Origin of the sequence: Arthrobacter echini, from assembly GCF_008107445.1 — a bacterium.
GTDB lineage: Bacteria > Actinomycetota > Actinomycetes > Actinomycetales > Micrococcaceae > Arthrobacter_D > Arthrobacter_D echini_A.
This window is the reverse complement of the sequence record NZ_VSLD01000005.1, coordinates 142,085-158,065: the sequence shown is the minus strand read 5'-3', so window position 1 is coordinate 158,065 and position 15,981 is coordinate 142,085. Positions and strand designations below refer to the sequence as shown.

The 15,981-nt window shown below is 68.7% G+C and carries 14 protein-coding genes; 6 read left to right on the top strand and 8 right to left on the bottom strand.

The annotated features are described in order from the left end of the window. Window positions 1-3 precede the first annotated feature (3 nt). Window positions 4-1,011, top strand: a complete 1,008-nt coding sequence (locus tag FQ377_RS11190; protein ID WP_148601344.1) for a LysM peptidoglycan-binding domain-containing protein — start codon at window positions 4-6, stop codon at window positions 1,009-1,011. An 89-nt stretch (window positions 1,012-1,100) separates the two neighbouring features. Here FQ377_RS11190 and FQ377_RS11185 read toward each other — a convergent pair whose 3' ends face one another. The 3 genes from FQ377_RS11185 to FQ377_RS11175 all read right to left on the bottom strand — a co-directional run bounded on the left by FQ377_RS11185 (window position 1,101) and on the right by FQ377_RS11175 (window position 3,914). After that, entirely contained in the window at window positions 1,101-1,904 is an 804-nt protein-coding gene (locus FQ377_RS11185) for an ABC transporter permease (RefSeq protein WP_262364423.1), read from the bottom strand. Window positions 1,905-1,996: 92 nt separating this feature from the next. Further along, window positions 1,997-3,022: an aliphatic sulfonate ABC transporter substrate-binding protein gene (locus tag FQ377_RS11180; RefSeq protein ID WP_148601343.1), complete on the bottom strand. Its 1,026-nt coding sequence runs from the start codon at window positions 3,020-3,022 to the stop codon at window positions 1,997-1,999. A gap of 79 nt (window positions 3,023-3,101) precedes the next feature. Beyond that, on the bottom strand, window positions 3,102-3,914 hold the full coding sequence (locus FQ377_RS11175) for an ABC transporter ATP-binding protein (protein ID WP_148601342.1): 813 nt from the start codon (window positions 3,912-3,914) through the stop codon (window positions 3,102-3,104). A gap of 265 nt (window positions 3,915-4,179) precedes the next feature. On the opposite strand from FQ377_RS11175, the gene FQ377_RS11170 reads away from it, so the two are divergent. The 4 genes from FQ377_RS11170 (at window position 4,180) to FQ377_RS11155 (ending at window position 7,395) form a co-directional block, all read left to right on the top strand. Then, complete coding sequence (locus tag FQ377_RS11170) at window positions 4,180-4,596, top strand: CoA-binding protein (protein ID WP_148601341.1); 417 nt, start codon at window positions 4,180-4,182, stop codon at window positions 4,594-4,596. A gap of 88 nt (window positions 4,597-4,684) precedes the next feature. Beyond that, window positions 4,685-5,251 (top strand): DUF1990 family protein, encoded by a 567-nt coding sequence (locus FQ377_RS11165; RefSeq protein WP_148601340.1) that lies wholly within the window; start codon window positions 4,685-4,687, stop codon window positions 5,249-5,251. A 277-nt stretch (window positions 5,252-5,528) separates the two neighbouring features. Continuing rightward, a complete protein-coding gene (locus tag FQ377_RS11160; protein WP_148601339.1) occupies window positions 5,529-6,473 on the top strand; it encodes a hypothetical protein in 945 nt (314 codons plus the stop codon). A gap of 109 nt (window positions 6,474-6,582) precedes the next feature. Then, on the top strand, window positions 6,583-7,395 hold the full coding sequence (locus FQ377_RS11155) for a class F sortase (RefSeq protein WP_262364413.1): 813 nt from the start codon (window positions 6,583-6,585) through the stop codon (window positions 7,393-7,395). Window positions 7,396-7,420: 25 nt separating this feature from the next. Here the strand turns inward: FQ377_RS11155 and purL are convergent, their stop codons facing one another. The 5 genes from purL to FQ377_RS11130 form a co-directional block, all read right to left on the bottom strand. Further along, complete coding sequence (gene purL, locus FQ377_RS11150) at window positions 7,421-9,709, bottom strand: phosphoribosylformylglycinamidine synthase subunit PurL (RefSeq protein WP_148601338.1); 2,289 nt, start codon at window positions 9,707-9,709, stop codon at window positions 7,421-7,423. Beyond that, a complete protein-coding gene (gene purQ, locus FQ377_RS11145; protein WP_148601394.1) occupies window positions 9,710-10,456 on the bottom strand; it encodes a phosphoribosylformylglycinamidine synthase subunit PurQ in 747 nt (248 codons plus the stop codon). 44 nt (window positions 10,457-10,500) lie between these two features. Continuing rightward, window positions 10,501-10,761 (bottom strand): phosphoribosylformylglycinamidine synthase subunit PurS, encoded by a 261-nt coding sequence (gene purS, locus FQ377_RS11140; protein WP_148601337.1) that lies wholly within the window; start codon window positions 10,759-10,761, stop codon window positions 10,501-10,503. 173 nt (window positions 10,762-10,934) lie between these two features. Then, complete coding sequence (locus FQ377_RS11135; protein WP_148601336.1) at window positions 10,935-11,558, bottom strand: SSI family serine proteinase inhibitor; 624 nt, start codon at window positions 11,556-11,558, stop codon at window positions 10,935-10,937. Window positions 11,559-11,634: 76 nt separating this feature from the next. Continuing rightward, entirely contained in the window at window positions 11,635-12,516 is an 882-nt protein-coding gene (locus tag FQ377_RS11130) for a 3-methyladenine DNA glycosylase (protein WP_148601335.1), read from the bottom strand. A 219-nt stretch (window positions 12,517-12,735) separates the two neighbouring features. On the opposite strand from FQ377_RS11130, the gene FQ377_RS11125 reads away from it, so the two are divergent. Then, window positions 12,736-15,897, top strand: coding sequence for a S8 family serine peptidase (locus tag FQ377_RS11125; protein WP_148601334.1), 3,162 nt, complete (start codon window positions 12,736-12,738; stop codon window positions 15,895-15,897). Window positions 15,898-15,981: the final 84 nt, after the last annotated feature.

The following is a 15,981-nucleotide window of genomic DNA, read 5'->3' as shown; positions in this document are numbered from 1 at the left end:
CACATGTCACGAAACACTCCACCGGCACGCCACCGCGCGGCCGTCGACGGAAACATCGCGCTGCAGGGTCTGTCCCGTGCAGCCCGTGCACACGCCACGACCGTCGGCCGTCCCGTCGCCATCGTCGCCGTCACCTCGGGCCTCGCCCTCAGCGCCATGGGTACGGCACAGGCCGGAACCTACACGGAGCAGGGCACCACGTCGGCCTCGGCCGTCGTCGCCGCTCCTGCCGCCGCCGGCACCCACACGGTTGTCGCAGGCGACACGCTCGGCGCCATCTCCGCACGCTACGCCGTGGACCTCACCGCCGTCCTGGCCGTGAACGGTCTCTCGCTGAACTCCGTCATCATGCCGGGACAGAGCATCGTCCTGCCGAGCGCCGGCGCAGTGGCCGCACCGGTCCGGACGGTCTCCGTGCCCGTCGCCGTCGCTCCCGCCGCACAGCAGGCGGCCGTCGTCGCACCCGTTGCCCAGCAGGTGGCAGCGATCGCCCCCGCCGTTGAGCAGGCCGCCGTCGTTGCTCCCGTTGCCCAGCAGGTAGCGGTCTCGACGCCCGCCGCCTACGCGGCCCCTGCTGCCGCTTCCTACGCGGCCCCGGCTGCTGCTGCCTCGGACTACCAGCTCAGTTCCACCGGGATCAACAGCAGGACCGCGCCCAAGGCCACCCCCGTGGTCAGCGCTCCTGCAGCAGGCAACCTCGGTGGCATCATCCTCGGCTCGGCCCAGGCGCAGCTCGCTGCCGGCGCCGTCCAGGACTGCACCGTGCTGGCAGAGGTCGCACTGCGCGCAGCAGGCATCCCTGTGGGAGATCTCGGTCCCCTGCAGTTCCTGAACTACGGCACACCCGTCTCGAGCCCGGCTCCCGGCGATCTGGTGGTCACCGGCGGCCACGTGGCCATCTACGCCGGTGGTGGACAGGTCATCAGCAGCGGCATGAACGGGCGGAACCTCACCATGCAGCACCCCCTCTCGGATCTGCCGGGTGCACAGTTCGTCCGGGTCGCACGCTGACCCAGGAGCGATCCCATGCGGGAAGCGGCAGGTGCTTGGACGGGGCACCTGCCGCTTCCTTTTAATGTGGACTGTGCAGAACGTGAGGGTCAGGTCCAGCGCCGTACCGCCCACTGTTCGGCCAGCCCGAGGAGTGCGTCGGTCGCCTTGCCGATGACGGCGAGCAGGATGATCGCCAGGAAGATCCGATCGGTGCGCCCGTTGTTCGAGGAGTCGATCAGCAGGAAGCCGAGCCCCAGCGACGAAGCGATCAGTTCGGCCGCCACCAGGAAGAGCCAGGCCTGGGCCAGCGCCAGACGCAGGCCCGAGAAGATGGCGGGCACCACCGCCGGCAGCTGCACCGTGGTGAGGAGCTGCATGCCGCGGAGCCCGAAGGCCCGCCCCGCCTCCACGAGATCACGGTCCACGTGGCGCAACGCCACGAAGACGGTGGTGAAGACCGGGAAGAAGGCGCCGATGAGGATCAGCGTCACCTTGGAATCCTCCCCGATCTTCATCCACAGGATGAGCAGCGGCACCCAGGCGAGCGAGGGTACCGCGCGCAATGCGCCGACGACCGGCGTCAGGAGCGCATCCGCCAGTCGGGAGAGGCCCAGGAGCGCTCCGACGGCGAGGCCGAGGACGGAGCCGATAGCGAAGCCGATGAGCACGCGCTGGGTGGAGATGATGATATGGAGCCAGAGCTCACCCCGGGCGGCCAGTTCGGCGCCGGCCGCGAGGACCGCCGCCGGGGGCGGCAACTGGACCGGACTGAAGACGCCGATCACCGCGTTGGACTGCCAGGCCCCGAGGACCAGAAGGGGAACGATCAGCCCCAGCATCAGGCGCACAGGGCGGCGCGTGAGTGCTCCTGCCGATGTGCCGGTCGGATCGGGGCGAGCGGATTCCCGCACATACCGGCTCGTCGCGTCGTCCTCCACAACGCCCCGCTGACCGGTGCGGGACGCAGCGGTCCGGGCATGGACGGCGGTCCTGGACCCCTGGCTCACGAGGCCGCGCCGATGGCGTCGGGGTCAGCATTCGTCGCGAAGCTCTCGTCGAAGAGCGTGTCGAGGGCCTCGTCGATCGAGTCCTGCGAGGAGACGTCGCCGGTCTCCACGAAGTTCGCTCCCACGGTCTCGAGGACGAGGCGCTGGGCCTCACCGGGGACGGGGTCGACGTCGAGATTCGTCCGTTCCACGATTACCGTCGTCGCCAGCTCGACGTCGATGCCCGCCTCCTCCGCGAGGATGCGCGCTGTCTCCTCCGGATTCTCCGTGGCCCACTGGCGAGCCTTCTCGTAGGCGTCGACCACGGTCTGCGCCAGCTCGGGGCTGGTGGTGAGGAAGTCCTCGGTGGCGTTGAGGAAGCCGTAGGTGTTGAAGTCGATGTTCCGGTAGAACAGATCGGCGCCCTCCTGCTCCGCCGATGCCATGATCGGATCCAGTCCGGCCCACGCGTCCACCGATCCGTTGTTCAGGGCGGCCCACCCGTCGGCGTGCTGCAGATTCTGGACCGTCACCTCCGAGCTGTCCAGCCCGGCGGCCTCAAGTGCCTGGACGAGGAAGAAGTAGGGGTCCGTCCCCTTCGTGGCCGCGATGGACTTGCCGCGGAGGTCCTCGACGCCGGTGATCCCCGTGCCCTCCACCGTGACCAGGGCCGACCACTCGGGCTGCGAGTAGATGTCGATGGTCTTGATGGGCGAGCCGTTCGAGCGGGCCAGGAGCGCTGCGGATCCCGCGGTGGAGCCCACGTCGATGGCGCCCGCCCGCAGCGCCTCGTTCGCCTTGTTCGAGCCGGCCGACTGCACCCAGGTGACGCTGACGCCGTCATCGGCCAGTTCGTCCTCGAGCCAGCCCTGGTCCTTGATCACCAGGCTCAGCGGATTGTAGGTCGCGAAATCGAGGGTGAGTTCGGTGGCACCGGGCTCGTCGGTGGACCGGGTGGTGGAGGCGTCCTCTCCGGCGAGGCAGCCGGTCAGGCCGACGGCGAGGACGGCCGTGAGGCTCAGGGGCAGGAGGGTGCGATGCATGATGGATCCTTCGGAGGGTAGGCAGGAGGACACGCGCGCACGATGTGCGGCGAGAGGAGGGGGAAGGGCGCCGAGGGGCCTAGTGGCCGTCGACGCCGAGCATCGAGAGCAGGCTGCTGCGGAGCGCGGCGAGATCCGCCGAGGTGCGCCCCCGCGGCCGGGTACCCGGGACCGGGAGGAGCTCCGCGACGGTGGAGCCGTGTTCATCCTCACCGGGTCCGAGGACGAGGACGCGATCTGCGAGGAGCAACGCCTCGTCGACGTCGTGGGTGACGAGCAGAACGGTCGTGGGTTTGACACGATGGACGTCCAGGAGAAGGTCCTGCATCCTGATGCGCGTGAGCGCATCGAGCGCGCCGAACGGTTCGTCGAGGAGGAGCACCCCGGGATTCCTGGCAAGCGCACGCGCCAGGGAGGTGCGCTGGGCCATGCCGCCGGAGACTTCACGCGGGCGGTGCTTCGCGAAGGCCGTGAGCCCCACGAGCTCCAGCAGTTCAAGCACCCTGGCCTTGCCCGCACTCGCGCTGGAGGATCTGGGCAGACCCATCGCCACATTGGCCCGGAGTGTGTGCCACGGCAGCAAACGTGGCTCCTGGAACGCGACCGCGCATCGTTCGTCGATGCCGCGGACGGGGTCGCCGTCGATCAGCACCTCGCCCGTATCGGGAGTGTCGAGGCCGGCCGCCGTCCGGAGCAGGGTGGACTTGCCGCATCCGCTGGCCCCGAGGATGGCAAGGATCTCACCGGGGCGGACCTCGAGGCTCACATCGCGGAGGACGGCGCGCCGCTTCTCCGCCGCGCCGAAACTCTGCCCGAGCCGGGAGAAGCGGATGCCGAAGGCCCTGTGGTCGTGGTGCGGGTGGGTGCTGCCCGGCGTCAGAAGTGCAGTCATCGTGTCTCCATCGATCCTGGCGGGAGCACCCTACGGATCGAGCCTTGCCACCGCTGCCGGTGGTCCCATGGCTCGAACCTCGTTACTGCCCGGCATCAGGGTGATGCGGACAACCAGGGTTGCTGCGGCGTCACTGATCCAGGTCTCTCAGCCGCTCGGGATGGTCACTCCCATGAAACGCTCGGAGGCGCGGGTGAACAAAATCGGACGGCGAGGACGTGTAATAGAGACCGTAACAATCGACGCAGAAGCACCAGGAGGCACCATGGCGCACCAGAACGATCCCGACGTGATCGAAAGGCTCCTGACCGGGCACGGCCGCTGGGCCGTGGTGGGACTGTCCAGCAACCCACGCCGCGTGGCCGTCGGCGTCTCGCGGTACCTGATGGACGGGCTCGGGATGGAGATCGTCCCGGTGAGCCTGAAGGGCGACGACGTCCACGGGCAGCAGGGCTACACGCGGCTCTCGGACGTACCGGGGCAGATCGACGTGGTCGACTGCTTCGTGAACTCCGAGAAGGTGGGAGCGGTGGTGGACCAGGCCATCGAGGTCGGAGCGCGCGCCGTGTGGCTGCAGCTGGGCGTGATCGACGAGGCCGCGGCACAGCGGGCCTCTGACGCCGGGCTCGACGTCGTCATGGACGCGTGCCCCGCCATCGAGGGGCCGGCGCTCGGTCTCTGACACCCCGTAGCATCCGGCCTACGGCATCCGGATTCAGGCAAGGACAAGCCTGGCCGATCGGATGCCTGCCCCGGAAGAAGGAGCATGTATGGAGCAGTTCACGTACCAGGAGCAGGGTGCCACCGACAGGCCCTATCCCGCGTCGCTCGACGGCGGCTGGCCCCCCGGCTACACCGTCATGGTGGAGACCCACGAGATCAGCGCGGAGGATCCGTCGGCCGCTTTCATCGCACTCACGGAGGGGATCCTCGCCTGGGACCTGCACCGCGGCGCGGGTCTGACCATGGAGTCCGACGCCGACCGCGCGGCGCCGGGGGTACAGGTCACGTCCGGGCTCGGGGTGGGCCCGGCGCGGATCAAGGCACCCTGCCGGGTCCTGTGGGCCAGGGACCCGCAGCTCGACGGCGCAGGCCGGGCAGTGCCGGGGCAACGCGGAGGTTTCGGGTACGGCACACTGCCCGGTCATCCGGTGCGGGGCGAGGAGGGCTTCTACGCGGAGCTGACCGCCGACAACCGCGTGCTGTTCATCTGCTCGGCCTACAGCGTCCCGGCCAGTGCGCTGTACCGGCTCGCGGCTCCCGTGACCCGGCTGGGGCAGCGCTACGTCCTGACGCGGTACGCGAAGGCTGCCGAGGCGCTGGCGGCAGGCGGCTGATCAGGCGCCCCTGCGGGTCGAACGCCGCGGCTCCGATCGATACCGAAGTGTTATGGGCGCCCGCATGTCGCGTCTCTTGTCGCGACCCCGTGGTGGCCCTATGTTGAGTCGTACAGCGATCGCACAGGGTTCATCCAGTATCGGACCCTGGTCTCACGATCGGCGACATCATGGAACCCTGCGGCGCCCTCCTCGGAGGACGCCGCTTCCCTGTGGTTGCGCAGCTGCGCCGTCGGGGATGGCCCGGGGGATACTACGTGTTTCAGGAGACGCGAAAATGATTGTTCCGAAGAAGTGGGTCGCTGCTGGGTCGACGGCAACCCTTCTGGCCGGAGGACTGTTCCTCGGCACCCCGATGGCCTCGGCCGCTCCCGGCGACGCCGCCTGCCTGCAGGCCTCGACGCAGTTCGAGGCGGCACTGGCGGCGGCCGGTATCACCGTCGACTTCGTGGACCGGTTCGAAGCGGCAACCGACGCGGTCGTCATCGCGGAGGAGAAGTACGAGAGCATCGCAGCGGCACTCGGTCTCGAGGCACTGTTCGACGAGGCGGACCGCACCTACCAGCTCGTCGAGGACGCAGAGGTTGCCGTGGCCGTCGCACAGCAGAGCGTCGACGACGCGGTCGCCCTGGCCACTGCGGAGAATGTCGACACCGACGATGAACCCGAGAACGATGAGCGCGTCATCAAGGCCCGCGAGGCGCTCAAGGCGGCCGAAGACCTGGAACTGGCCGCCATTGCGGACTCGGACGCCGCCGATGCCGCTGTCCAGGCGGCCTTCGAGGACCCGGCGCTGGCTGCCGCGGAGCTGGAACTCGACGCCGCGGCCCAGGAGGTCCAGGGTCTCCTCGGTCAGGTGGGCGTGGGTGAGGCGGTTGCCGATCAACTGCTCGGTCTGTTCGAGGCGTTCCTCGCAGCGTGCGACGCGAGCGCCATCGGTGCGGATCCGGTCACGCCCGTCGTGGTCCCGGCGCCGGTCGCGACACCCGTCGTGCCCGTGACAGCCGCGGCACCGGCAGCCCCGGCGGTGGTTCCCGGTGTTGCCCCAGTTGCTCCGGCGCCGGTCGCCACCAATCAGGGGCTGAATGTCCAGACCGCTGCCGCCGCCGAGGACACGGGAGGTCCGGCGCTCGCACTCATCGCAGCGCTGCTGGCCGCCGGTGTGGCCGTCCCCATGGCCACGGCCGCACGCATGCGCCGCCTCGAGCGCGCCCAGCGCTAGCACTGCACGACGACCGGCCCGGACCTGTGATCGAGGGATCGCGGGTCCGGGCCCGACGGCACCCGGCCAGGACTCGAGTCAGGACATCGCAGGGATGAAGGAGCACGACATGCCGGACGATCCTACGGACGCGAGTTCCGCCGTGCCGGACGGCGAGGATCCCGACCGCCCGGCGGCCGCCCCCCGCGAGCCCGCATCGGAGCGCGACACCCCGGCGTCGGTGGAGGCGGGACTCGACGACTCCACGCGACAACTCACAGCAGCGCCGTCGAAGACCTCACTCCGCCGGCGCTGGCTGGCCCTACCCCTCGTGGCGGCCCTTGGTCTGGCGATCGCCGCGTCGGTCCTGCCGCTGGAGCCGGCTGCCACGTCCCCTGCGGCGCAGCCGACCCTCTCCGCCGTCGCAACACCGTCGTCGCCTGCCACAATGCCTGCCCCGACGGCGCCCACGCCGCCCCCGGCGCCGGAGCGCGGCCCGGCGGCCTCCGCACCCACCGGATTCACCTTCCCCGCCGCGGGGATCCACATGGGAGTCCTGCCACTCACCCCGAGCGGGACGGAACTCGCCGCACAGACACTCGTCCCGCCGCTCACGATCGACGCCTACTGGCTGACCTCCTACGGTGTTCCGGGCGACGGCTCGGTGAACACCACCTACATCGCCGGTCACAGCTGGGAGGGCCGGGACGCACCCTTCAACCGGTTGAGCGACGAGTCCCTCGTGGGGAAGGAGTTCAGCCTCACGACGGGGACGGGCATCATGACCTTCGTCGTCGACTCCGTCACCACGCATGACAAGGACACCCTGAAGGACAGCGACATCTGGAACGTCGTGCCGAACCGCGTGGTCCTCATCAGCTGCTACACCGAGGACCCGTGGGGCAAGAACGTCGTCGTCACCGCCCTGCCCAAAGCTGGCTGAGCGCGGCTCCAGCTGCTCCGCAGTCCTAGCCGAAGTGCCTCGGCAGCGTTCCCTGATGCGCCTCGCGGAGCTGGTCCAGCGGCAGATTGAAGTAGCCCTGCAGATCGAGCGCCTCGTTCTCCGTGTCCACCACGCCGATCCGCAGGGTGGGGTAGTTCCGCGCGGTGCACATGTCGTTGTAGCGCACCTCCTCGGACCGGGGCACGGCGACGACGGCGCGCCCCTGGCTCTCACTGAACAGCGCGGTGAAGGCGTCGATCCGATCGCGTTCGCACAGCTCGTCGAGCCCGATGCGCGCGCCGACGCCGAACCGCAGCGCCATCTCGCTCAGGACCGCCGCGAGACCGCCCTCGGAGAGATCGTGGGCGGCGTCGATCATGCCGTCGCGCGAGCAATTGACGAGGATCGCCGCGAGCGTCTTCTCCGCGGCCAGATCCAGCGCCGGGGGCCTCCCGCCGAGGTGCCCGTGCAGATTCGCCCACTCCGAGCCGTCCAGCTCGTCCTTCGTGGTCCCGAGGAGGTAGATGGCCTGACCGTCCTCGCGCCAGCCCGACGGCGTCCGCCGGGCGACGTCGTCGAACACGCCCAGCACGCCGACCACCGGGGTGGGGTGCACCGCAACGCCGCCGGTCTGGTTGTACAGCGAGACGTTGCCGCCGGTCACCGGGACGCCGAGTTCCTGGCAGGCGTCGGCGAGCCCGCGGACGGTCTCGGCGAACTGCCACATGACCTCGGGATCCTCCGGGGAGCCGAAGTTCAGGCAGTCGGAGACGGCGAGTGGCTCGGCGCCCGATGTTGCCACGTTGCGGTAGGCCTCGGCGAGGGCCAGGCGCGCGCCCTCGTACGGGTCGAGGTAGGAGTAGCGGCCGTTCGCGTCGGTGGAGATGGCGACGCCGAGGCCGGTTTCCTCGTCCACCCGGACCACACCGGCGTCGTCGGGCATGGCCAGTGCGGTGTTGCCCTGCACGTAGCGGTCGAACTGATCGGTCACCCAGTCCTTCGAGCACATGTTCGGCGAGGCCATGAGCTCGAGCACAGCGGCGCGCAGATCGGTGGGCTGCTCGGCGTCGAAGGCATCGGCCTGGACGCGGTCGAGCCAGCTGGGCCGATGATAGGGGCGCTCGTAGACCGGGCCGTCATGGGCAACGGTGCGCGGATCCACGTCCACGATCGTCTCGCCATCCCATTCGATGATCAGGCGGCCCGTGTCGGTGACCTCGCCCAGCCACGAGTATTCGACGGCCCACCGGTCCATGATCGCCTCGAACGCGGTCACATTCTCGGGAGTGACCACGGCCATCATGCGCTCCTGCGACTCCGACATGAGGATCTCGCCGGGGGTCAGGGACGGGTCGCGCAGCAGCACGTTGGTCAGTTCCACGTGCATGCCGCCGTCACCGTTGGAGGCGAGCTCCGACGTCGCACAGGAGATCCCCGCCGCCCCGAGATCCTGGATGCCCTCCACCACGGAGGCCTTGAACAGTTCCAGGCAGCATTCGATCAGCACCTTCTCGGCGAACGGATCACCCACCTGCACCGCAGGGCGCTTGGACGGCTTGGAGGAGTCGAAGGACTCCGAGGCGAGCACCGAGGCGCCGCCGATCCCGTCTCCGCCGGTGCGTGCCCCGAAGAGCACCACCCTGTTGCCGGTGCCGGACGCATTGGCGAGCCGGATGTCCTCGTGCCGCAGCACGCCCACGGCGAGGGCGTTGACCAGGGGATTGCCCTGGTAGACGGCGTCGAAGACCACCTCGCCGCCGATGTTCGGCAGCCCCAGGGAGTTCCCGTACCCGCCGATCCCGGCCACGATCCCGTGGACCAGGCGGGCGGTGTCGGGGTGGTCGATCGCTCCGAAGCGCAGCGGATCCATGACGGCCACCGGACGTGCGCCCATGGAGATGATGTCGCGGACAATCCCGCCGACGCCGGTCGCGGCGCCCTGGTATGGCTCCACGAAGGAGGGATGGTTGTGGCTCTCCACCTTGAAGGTCACGGCCCAGCCGTCGCCGATGTCCACGACGCCGGCGTTCTCGCCGATCCCCACGAGGAGGTGTTCCTTCATCGCGTCGGTGACCTTGTCCCCGAACTGGCGCAGGTGCACCTTGGAGGACTTGTAGGAGCAGTGCTCGCTCCACATCACCGAGTACATGGCGAGCTCGGCGCCCGTGGGCCTGCGGCCGAGAATCTCCCCGATGCGCCGGTACTCGCTCTCCGTGAGCCCCAGCGCGGCCCAGGGCAGATCCTGACCCGGTGTCGCCTCGGCGTTCGCCACCGTGTCGATGTTGAACTTCCTGGACATTGCCTCTGCCGTCATCTAGCCCACCAGCTTCCTGAGTACCGACGTGAAGATCCCGAGTCCGTCGGTACCCCCACGGAGCCCCACCTCGCCGCGTGCCGAGGAATCCGGACCGAATCCGGCCTCCACCGCGTGCTCGGGGTGCGGCATCAGGCCCACCACATTGCCTGCCGTATTCGAGATGCCGGCGATATTGCGGCGTGACCCGTTGGGATTCCCGCCCACGTATCGGAACACCACGCGCCCCTCACCCTCGAGTTCGTCGAGCGTCCGATTGTCGGCGACGAACTGCCCGTCCTGGTTCTTGAGCGGGATCACCACTTCCTCGCCGGCCCAGTACTCACCGGTCCAGTGCGTGTCGGCGTTCTCCACGCGCAGGCGCTGGTCCCGGCAGAGGAAGTGGAGGTGCTCGTTCTTGATCATGGACCCGGGCAGCAGGTGCGCCTCGGTGAGGATCTGGAACCCGTTGCAGATGCCGAGGACAGGCAGGGCGTCCGCTCCGCCGGTGGCCGCCTGCGTGATCTGTTCCATGAGCGGGGCGAACCGTGAGATGGCGCCGGCGCGCAGGTAGTCGCCGTAGGAGAAGCCGCCGGGGATGATCACGGCGTCCACCTCCTGCAGATCGTGGTCGCCGTGCCACAGTTCGACGGCGCTACCCCCGGCGAGCCGGATCGCCCGCATCGCGTCGCGGTCGTCGAGCGAGCCGGGGAACGTCACAACGCCCACCCTCACTGCGGCGAGCGGGCCGTCGTCGTTGCCGGTCATGGACTGCAGATCGCCGATCAGCGGCGTCTCGATGCTCGTGCTGGTCACGGGGCGTCCTCCTCGATGACCTCCACGCGGGTGACGTCCTCGATCACAGGATTGGACAGCAGGGTGGTGGCGGCGTGGCGTGCCTGCTCGAGGATCTGCTCGGTGATCTCACCGTCCACCGTCAGTTCGAATCGCTTGCCCTGGCGGACGGCGGCGAACCCGGTCAGCCCGATGCGGGGCAGAGCCCCTGCGATGGCCTTACCCTGCGGATCGAGGATCTCGGGCTTCGGCATGACGTCGACAACAATCCGGGGCATCCGGCAACTCCTGTGCGTGAGCGGCAAATGCTGGCGGTTCCAGCAGTCGTGCAGGAGCTCGGGAGTGCCGTCTCACGCTGTATCCGGGTGACACGAGCGCTCCGCGAGCTTGCCCGTCAAGTCTACCGGGCACCCGACGGCGTCCGGGCCGGCCGCTGTGCCCCGGGTGCTTCCTAGGCCCCGGGGGCTCCGAGGATGTCCTGGGCCTGCTTCCAGCGCGAGATCTGGCAGCCGTCCGTGAGGGCGAACGAGGCCAGCACCGAGGTCCCGTCGAGATCCCCCGTGATGCTCGCTGTCTGCGGGCCGCCGTACTGCTGGGTACAGATGATGTCCTTGTCGGGTCGGGCCGTGAAGAAGTCGGTACCGAGCTGCGCGAGCCGGGCGCAGGCGGCCTCCGCGTTCGGGAGGGTGGACGCCGGTCCGGGCGCACCGTCGACGCACTCGAGGACGTACTGCACCGGTTCGGATGAGGCGTCCTGCTGGATGGAGACGGTCAACGTCGCGCTCGTCGCCGCGGCATCGGGCGTGGAGCCGGAGGGCGCCGGTGTGCTGTCCGCCGTGGGTCCCGTCTGCGCTGGCTGTCCCGTCGGCGAGGCGGGGACCGAGGATGCGGGAGGTTGGGGAGTGGGTGACTGCACGGGGCTTTCCGTTCCTGTCGATTCGGCTGTCGGTCCGGCGCCCGGCCCGCTCGTGGTGCAGGCCGAGAGTGCGAGGGACAGGGCGGCGAGCGGAACCACGACCCTCCTCACGAAACGGCATGGCGCGGATGCGGGCGAGACCCCGGATGTGCTTGCCATGATGTCCCCTTCGGCTGGCCCCCCAGCCTAGCGGCTGATGCCCGGACAACGGACGGCGGCCGCGACGCGTGCCGGTTCAGGGCGTGGCGAGCGCGAACTCCAGGTCACGCAGGAGCCGTTCCCTCAGGGCCTGGGACTCCTCGGAGAAACCGCGCTGCAGCTGGACGTACTCCGATTTGCCGGCGGTGGTCTCGATGGCGATGGGTGAGTAGCCCCAGGCTTCGAGGTCGTAGGGTGAGGCGCGCATGTCCATCGTCCGGATACGCCAGGACAACTCGAAGCAGTCCATCACGAGGTCGCTCGACAGCAGTGGAGTGAGCTTGTATGCCCACTTGTACAGATCCATGTTGGCGTGCAGGCAACCGGGCTGTTCGAGGTCGCGCTGGGTCTGTCGTGTGGGCGTGTGCTCGTTGAGCGGTTCGGCCTCCGGCGCGTAGAAGCGGAATGCGTCGAAGTGGGTGCAGCGAAGACGGGAGCCCTCGACGACGTCGTCGGTGCCGGCTGCGCCGAGACGCAACTGGAGGTACTCGTGGCGCGCGCCGTTGACGGTCGAGCGATAGGCCATGGCCCACTCGTGGAGTCCGAAGCAGCCGAACCGGGCGGGCCGGGCCGTCGTCCTGGCGAGGATCACGCGCGCGAAGTCGATGGCCTCGCGTCGCTCCTCGGCGAACCGTCGGGCATCGACGCGCACACCGTCGTCGTCGGGAATGTAGTACTTCCAGTCTGCGCGTTCGGCTGCTGCGCCGCCCTCGAGGAGCACGCCTGCCCCGGGATGCCAGCGGAGGAGTTGACCGGGCTTCTGGCTGTAGTAGGTGAAGAGGAAGTCTTCCACGGGATGCTTCTCGCCGCGTGAGCGGCGGTCCAGGTAGGGATCCGCGAACCTCGACACGCGCTCCCGGTGCCGGTGTCGGCGGTCCTGCCACTCTCCTTCGGAGAGGCGGAGCGGACGGTGGGGCACTCTCTCATTATCACCCGTATCGATGGGCGTAAATACCCTGCGAAGATTCTGGGAATCGCCCGCCGGAGTTGCTGGTCAAGGTGTGTTGCCTCGGGTAAGTTTGTCCTCGCCGCGACGTCTGTGAGCATCATCACAGGCAGGGGGTCCTAACCAGGAGATCGCGGCACAGGGGGAACGGCACAGGCCGGCCCGCACACTGACGAGAGGCACAACCTTCTTATGACACAACGGAGAAAAGCCGTGCAGGGCCGCAGTACGCTGCGCGCTGCCACGGCGATCGTCCTGGGTCTGCCGTTACTGGTCACCTCGACCGCCGTGGCACCCGCCGCGTTCGCAGCACCCACTCCGTCCACCTCGGTCTCGCCCCAGAAAGCGCCGGCCAAGGATCTGGACCCTGCTCAGTACCCGGACGGCAAGTACATCGTCGTACTCGCCGACAAGCCGGTAGCCACCTACGAGGGCGGAGTGGAGGGACTGGCGCCGACCAAACCTGAAGACGGCGCCAAGCTCGATGCCACCGCTGAGAACGTCCAGCAGTACTCGGAGTTCCTCGAGTCGAAGCAGGAGAACATCGCTGCCGAGGAGAACGTCGAGATCGCCCGCACCTACACGGCGGCCATCAATGGTTTCGCGGCCGACCTCAGCACCAGCCAGGCGGTCCAGCTGGCCAAGAGCGACGACGTGCTCCTCGTTGCGCCGGACGTCGAGAACGCCCCGGACTACTCGAGCATCGACTTCCTCGGCCTCGACGGCGGCAAGGGAGCCTGGAAGACCCAGTTCGGCGGCAAGAAGAACGCTGGCAAGGGAACCGTCGTCGGCGTGATCGACACCGGTTACGCCCCGGACAACCCCTTCTTCGAGGGCAAGAAGGTCAAGCCGCTGAAGGGTAAGCAGCAGCCCAAGGTCGGCGAGCCCTACCTCACGGCCGCGGGTACCATCGCCATGCTCAAGAGCGACGGCACCACCTTCGAGGGCGAGTGCCAGGTCGGTGAGGACTTCGACGGCAGCCTCTGCAACTCGAAGATCGTCTCGGCCCGCTACTTCGCGGACACTTTCCTCGACAACGTCCCGGCCGCCGAGCGGGCGCCCGAGGAAGTCATCTCCCCGGTGGACATCGACAACCACGGCACCCACACCGCGAGCACCGCCGCCGGCAACTCCGGCGTGGAGCAGCGGGCCGCGGGCCGCTCGTTCGGTGAGTCGTCGGGCGTGGCTCCCGAAGCGAAGATCTCCGTCTACAAGGTCTGCTGGGAAGACACCGATCCCGATACCGGCGGCTGCTACTCCTCCGCCGCCATCGCTGCCATCAACCAGGCCATCCTCGACGGCGTGGATGTCCTGAACTACTCGATCTCGGGCAGCACGACGACGACCACGGACCCCGTGTCCCTGGCCTTCCTGTCCGCGACCTCCGCCGGCGTCTTCGTCGCGGCTTCCGCGGGCAACTCCGGTCCCACCGCGAGCACCGTCAACCATGGCGGACCCTGGATGACCACCGTTGCCGCCAGCACCTTCAGCTACGAGCTGCAGGGCACGGCCGAGTTCTCCGACGGGTCCAAGTACCGCGGAGCGTCGATCATGCGCAACGGCGTCCCGGCCAGCCCGGTCGTCATCGCAGCGAATGTCGCGGCAGCGGGAGCAGCCAGTCCGAATCTCTGTGGCGCGAACACGCTCGACCCGGCAAAGGTCGCCGGCAAGATCGTGGTCTGCGACCGCGGCGCCATCGCCCGTACCGACAAGAGCGACGAAGTCGCCCGCGCCGGCGGCGTCGGCATGATCCTCGTGAACCTCGTCGATTCCTCGACGGACACCGATGTGCATGCAGTCCCCACCGTGCACGTGAACGCTCCGGAGGCGATCGAGCTCAAGGCGAAGGTCGCGGCGAACCCGTCGATCAAGGTTGCCCTCAAGCCCACGGACACCACCGGCAAGCCCCTGCCTCCCACACCGCAGGTGGCCGGCTTCTCCTCGCGCGGGCCGCTCCTGGCCACCGACTCCGATCTGTTGAAGCCGGACATCACCGCTCCCGGTGTCGCCGTCCTCGCAGGCGTCTCCACCGTCGGTTCGAACGGTGAGCAGTTCGGGTTCCTGTCCGGAACCTCCATGGCATCGCCGCACGTCGCGGGTCTCGGTGCTCTGGTCCTCGGGCAGAAGCCCAACTGGTCGCCCGCCGCGGTCAAGTCCGCGATGATGACCACGGCCTACCCGCTGAAGACCGCATCCGGCGGCGTCGAGACCGACGTCCTCGCCGTGGGTGCCGGTCACATCAACCCGGCCAGCGTCCTCAGCCCGGGTCTGGTGTACGACCAGGATGCCGACGACTACCTCCGCTTCATCCAGGGCACCGGGCTCGACCTCGGGATCGACGGCCTCGAGGCCGTCGCCGCGAAGGACACCAACGTGCCGTCCTTCGCTCTCGGTAACCTGACCGGACGCACCGAAGTGACCCGCACGGTCACCGCCGTGACGCCCGGCATCTACCGCGCCACCTCGAACGTGCCCGGAGTGAAGGTCACGGTCACGCCGTCGATCCTGAACTTCAGCGCCGCCGGCGAGACCCGCACGTTCAAGGTCTCCTTCGAGAACCAGGGCGCCGCCTTCGGAGAGTTCGCCAAGGGTTCGCTCACCTGGTCCGGTCAGGGCAAGAAGGTCACCTCCCCGGTGGCCGTCCGTCCCCAGGCCGTCAATGCGCCTGCCGAGGTCGGCTTCACGTCCGCCGGCGCCAATGGCAGCGGTACCTTCGATGTCACGTCGGGTACCAACACCCCGATCAAGATGACGCTCGAGGGTTTGTCGAAGGCCGACTCGTCAGCGATCAGCCTGGTTCCCGGTGGGCTCTCCAACGGGAACAACGCCTCCAACGCCGTCAAGGACGTCACCGTCCCCGAGGGCACTCCGGTGGCGAAGTTCTCGGTCCTCTCGGACGATCCGGCGGCGGACTTCGACATGTTCCTCATCACCCCGGCCGGCGCTGTCACCCAGGTGGCGACGTCCGACTCCAGTGAGACGATCACGCTCGAGAATCCGGCTCCCGGTGCCTACCGCATCATCGCCAATCTGTACTCCAGCACCGACAGCAAGCCGGCCACCGGCACCATCGACGCTGCGATCCTGGGCGGCGATGAGAACAATGCAAAGGTGACGCCCAATCCGCTTCGCCTGGCGAACGGCACCTCGGGTACGGTCACGCTCACCTGGACCGGGCTTGCGCCGGGCTCCTACGTGGGCCGCGTGAGTTACGCAGGATCCTCTGCAACGACCTACGTGACCGTTCTGGTCGACGGCAAGGGTCAGGCCACGGCCCAGCTCCCCTCCGTCAATCCGGTCGACAAGCTCCTGACGGGCCCCGCCCAGTCGACCACCCCGACCGGCAACAAGTAGCACCAGCTCAACCTGTGACACCAGCTGAGTGATCAGCACGGGAAGGCCGATGGATCATCGATCCATTGGCCTTCCTGCGTTCCG

Coding starts and splice junctions, on each gene's coding strand:
- purL (WP_148601338.1), bottom strand. CDS start 9,709: ATGACGGCAGAGGCAATGTCCAGGAAGTTCAACATCGACACGGTGGCG.
- FQ377_RS11135 (WP_148601336.1), bottom strand. CDS start 11,558: ATGGCAAGCACATCCGGGGTCTCGCCCGCATCCGCGCCATGCCGTTTC.
- FQ377_RS11190 (WP_148601344.1), top strand. CDS start 4: ATGTCACGAAACACTCCACCGGCACGCCACCGCGCGGCCGTCGACGGA.
- FQ377_RS11155 (WP_262364413.1), top strand. CDS start 6,583: ATGCCGGACGATCCTACGGACGCGAGTTCCGCCGTGCCGGACGGCGAG.
- FQ377_RS11160 (WP_148601339.1), top strand. CDS start 5,529: ATGATTGTTCCGAAGAAGTGGGTCGCTGCTGGGTCGACGGCAACCCTT.
- FQ377_RS11180 (WP_148601343.1), bottom strand. CDS start 3,022: ATGCATCGCACCCTCCTGCCCCTGAGCCTCACGGCCGTCCTCGCCGTC.
- purS (WP_148601337.1), bottom strand. CDS start 10,761: ATGCCCCGGATTGTTGTCGACGTCATGCCGAAGCCCGAGATCCTCGAT.
- FQ377_RS11165 (WP_148601340.1), top strand. CDS start 4,685: ATGGAGCAGTTCACGTACCAGGAGCAGGGTGCCACCGACAGGCCCTAT.
- FQ377_RS11175 (WP_148601342.1), bottom strand. CDS start 3,914: ATGACTGCACTTCTGACGCCGGGCAGCACCCACCCGCACCACGACCAC.
- FQ377_RS11125 (WP_148601334.1), top strand. CDS start 12,736: ATGACACAACGGAGAAAAGCCGTGCAGGGCCGCAGTACGCTGCGCGCT.
- FQ377_RS11170 (WP_148601341.1), top strand. CDS start 4,180: ATGGCGCACCAGAACGATCCCGACGTGATCGAAAGGCTCCTGACCGGG.
- purQ (WP_148601394.1), bottom strand. CDS start 10,456: ATGACCGGCAACGACGACGGCCCGCTCGCCGCAGTGAGGGTGGGCGTT.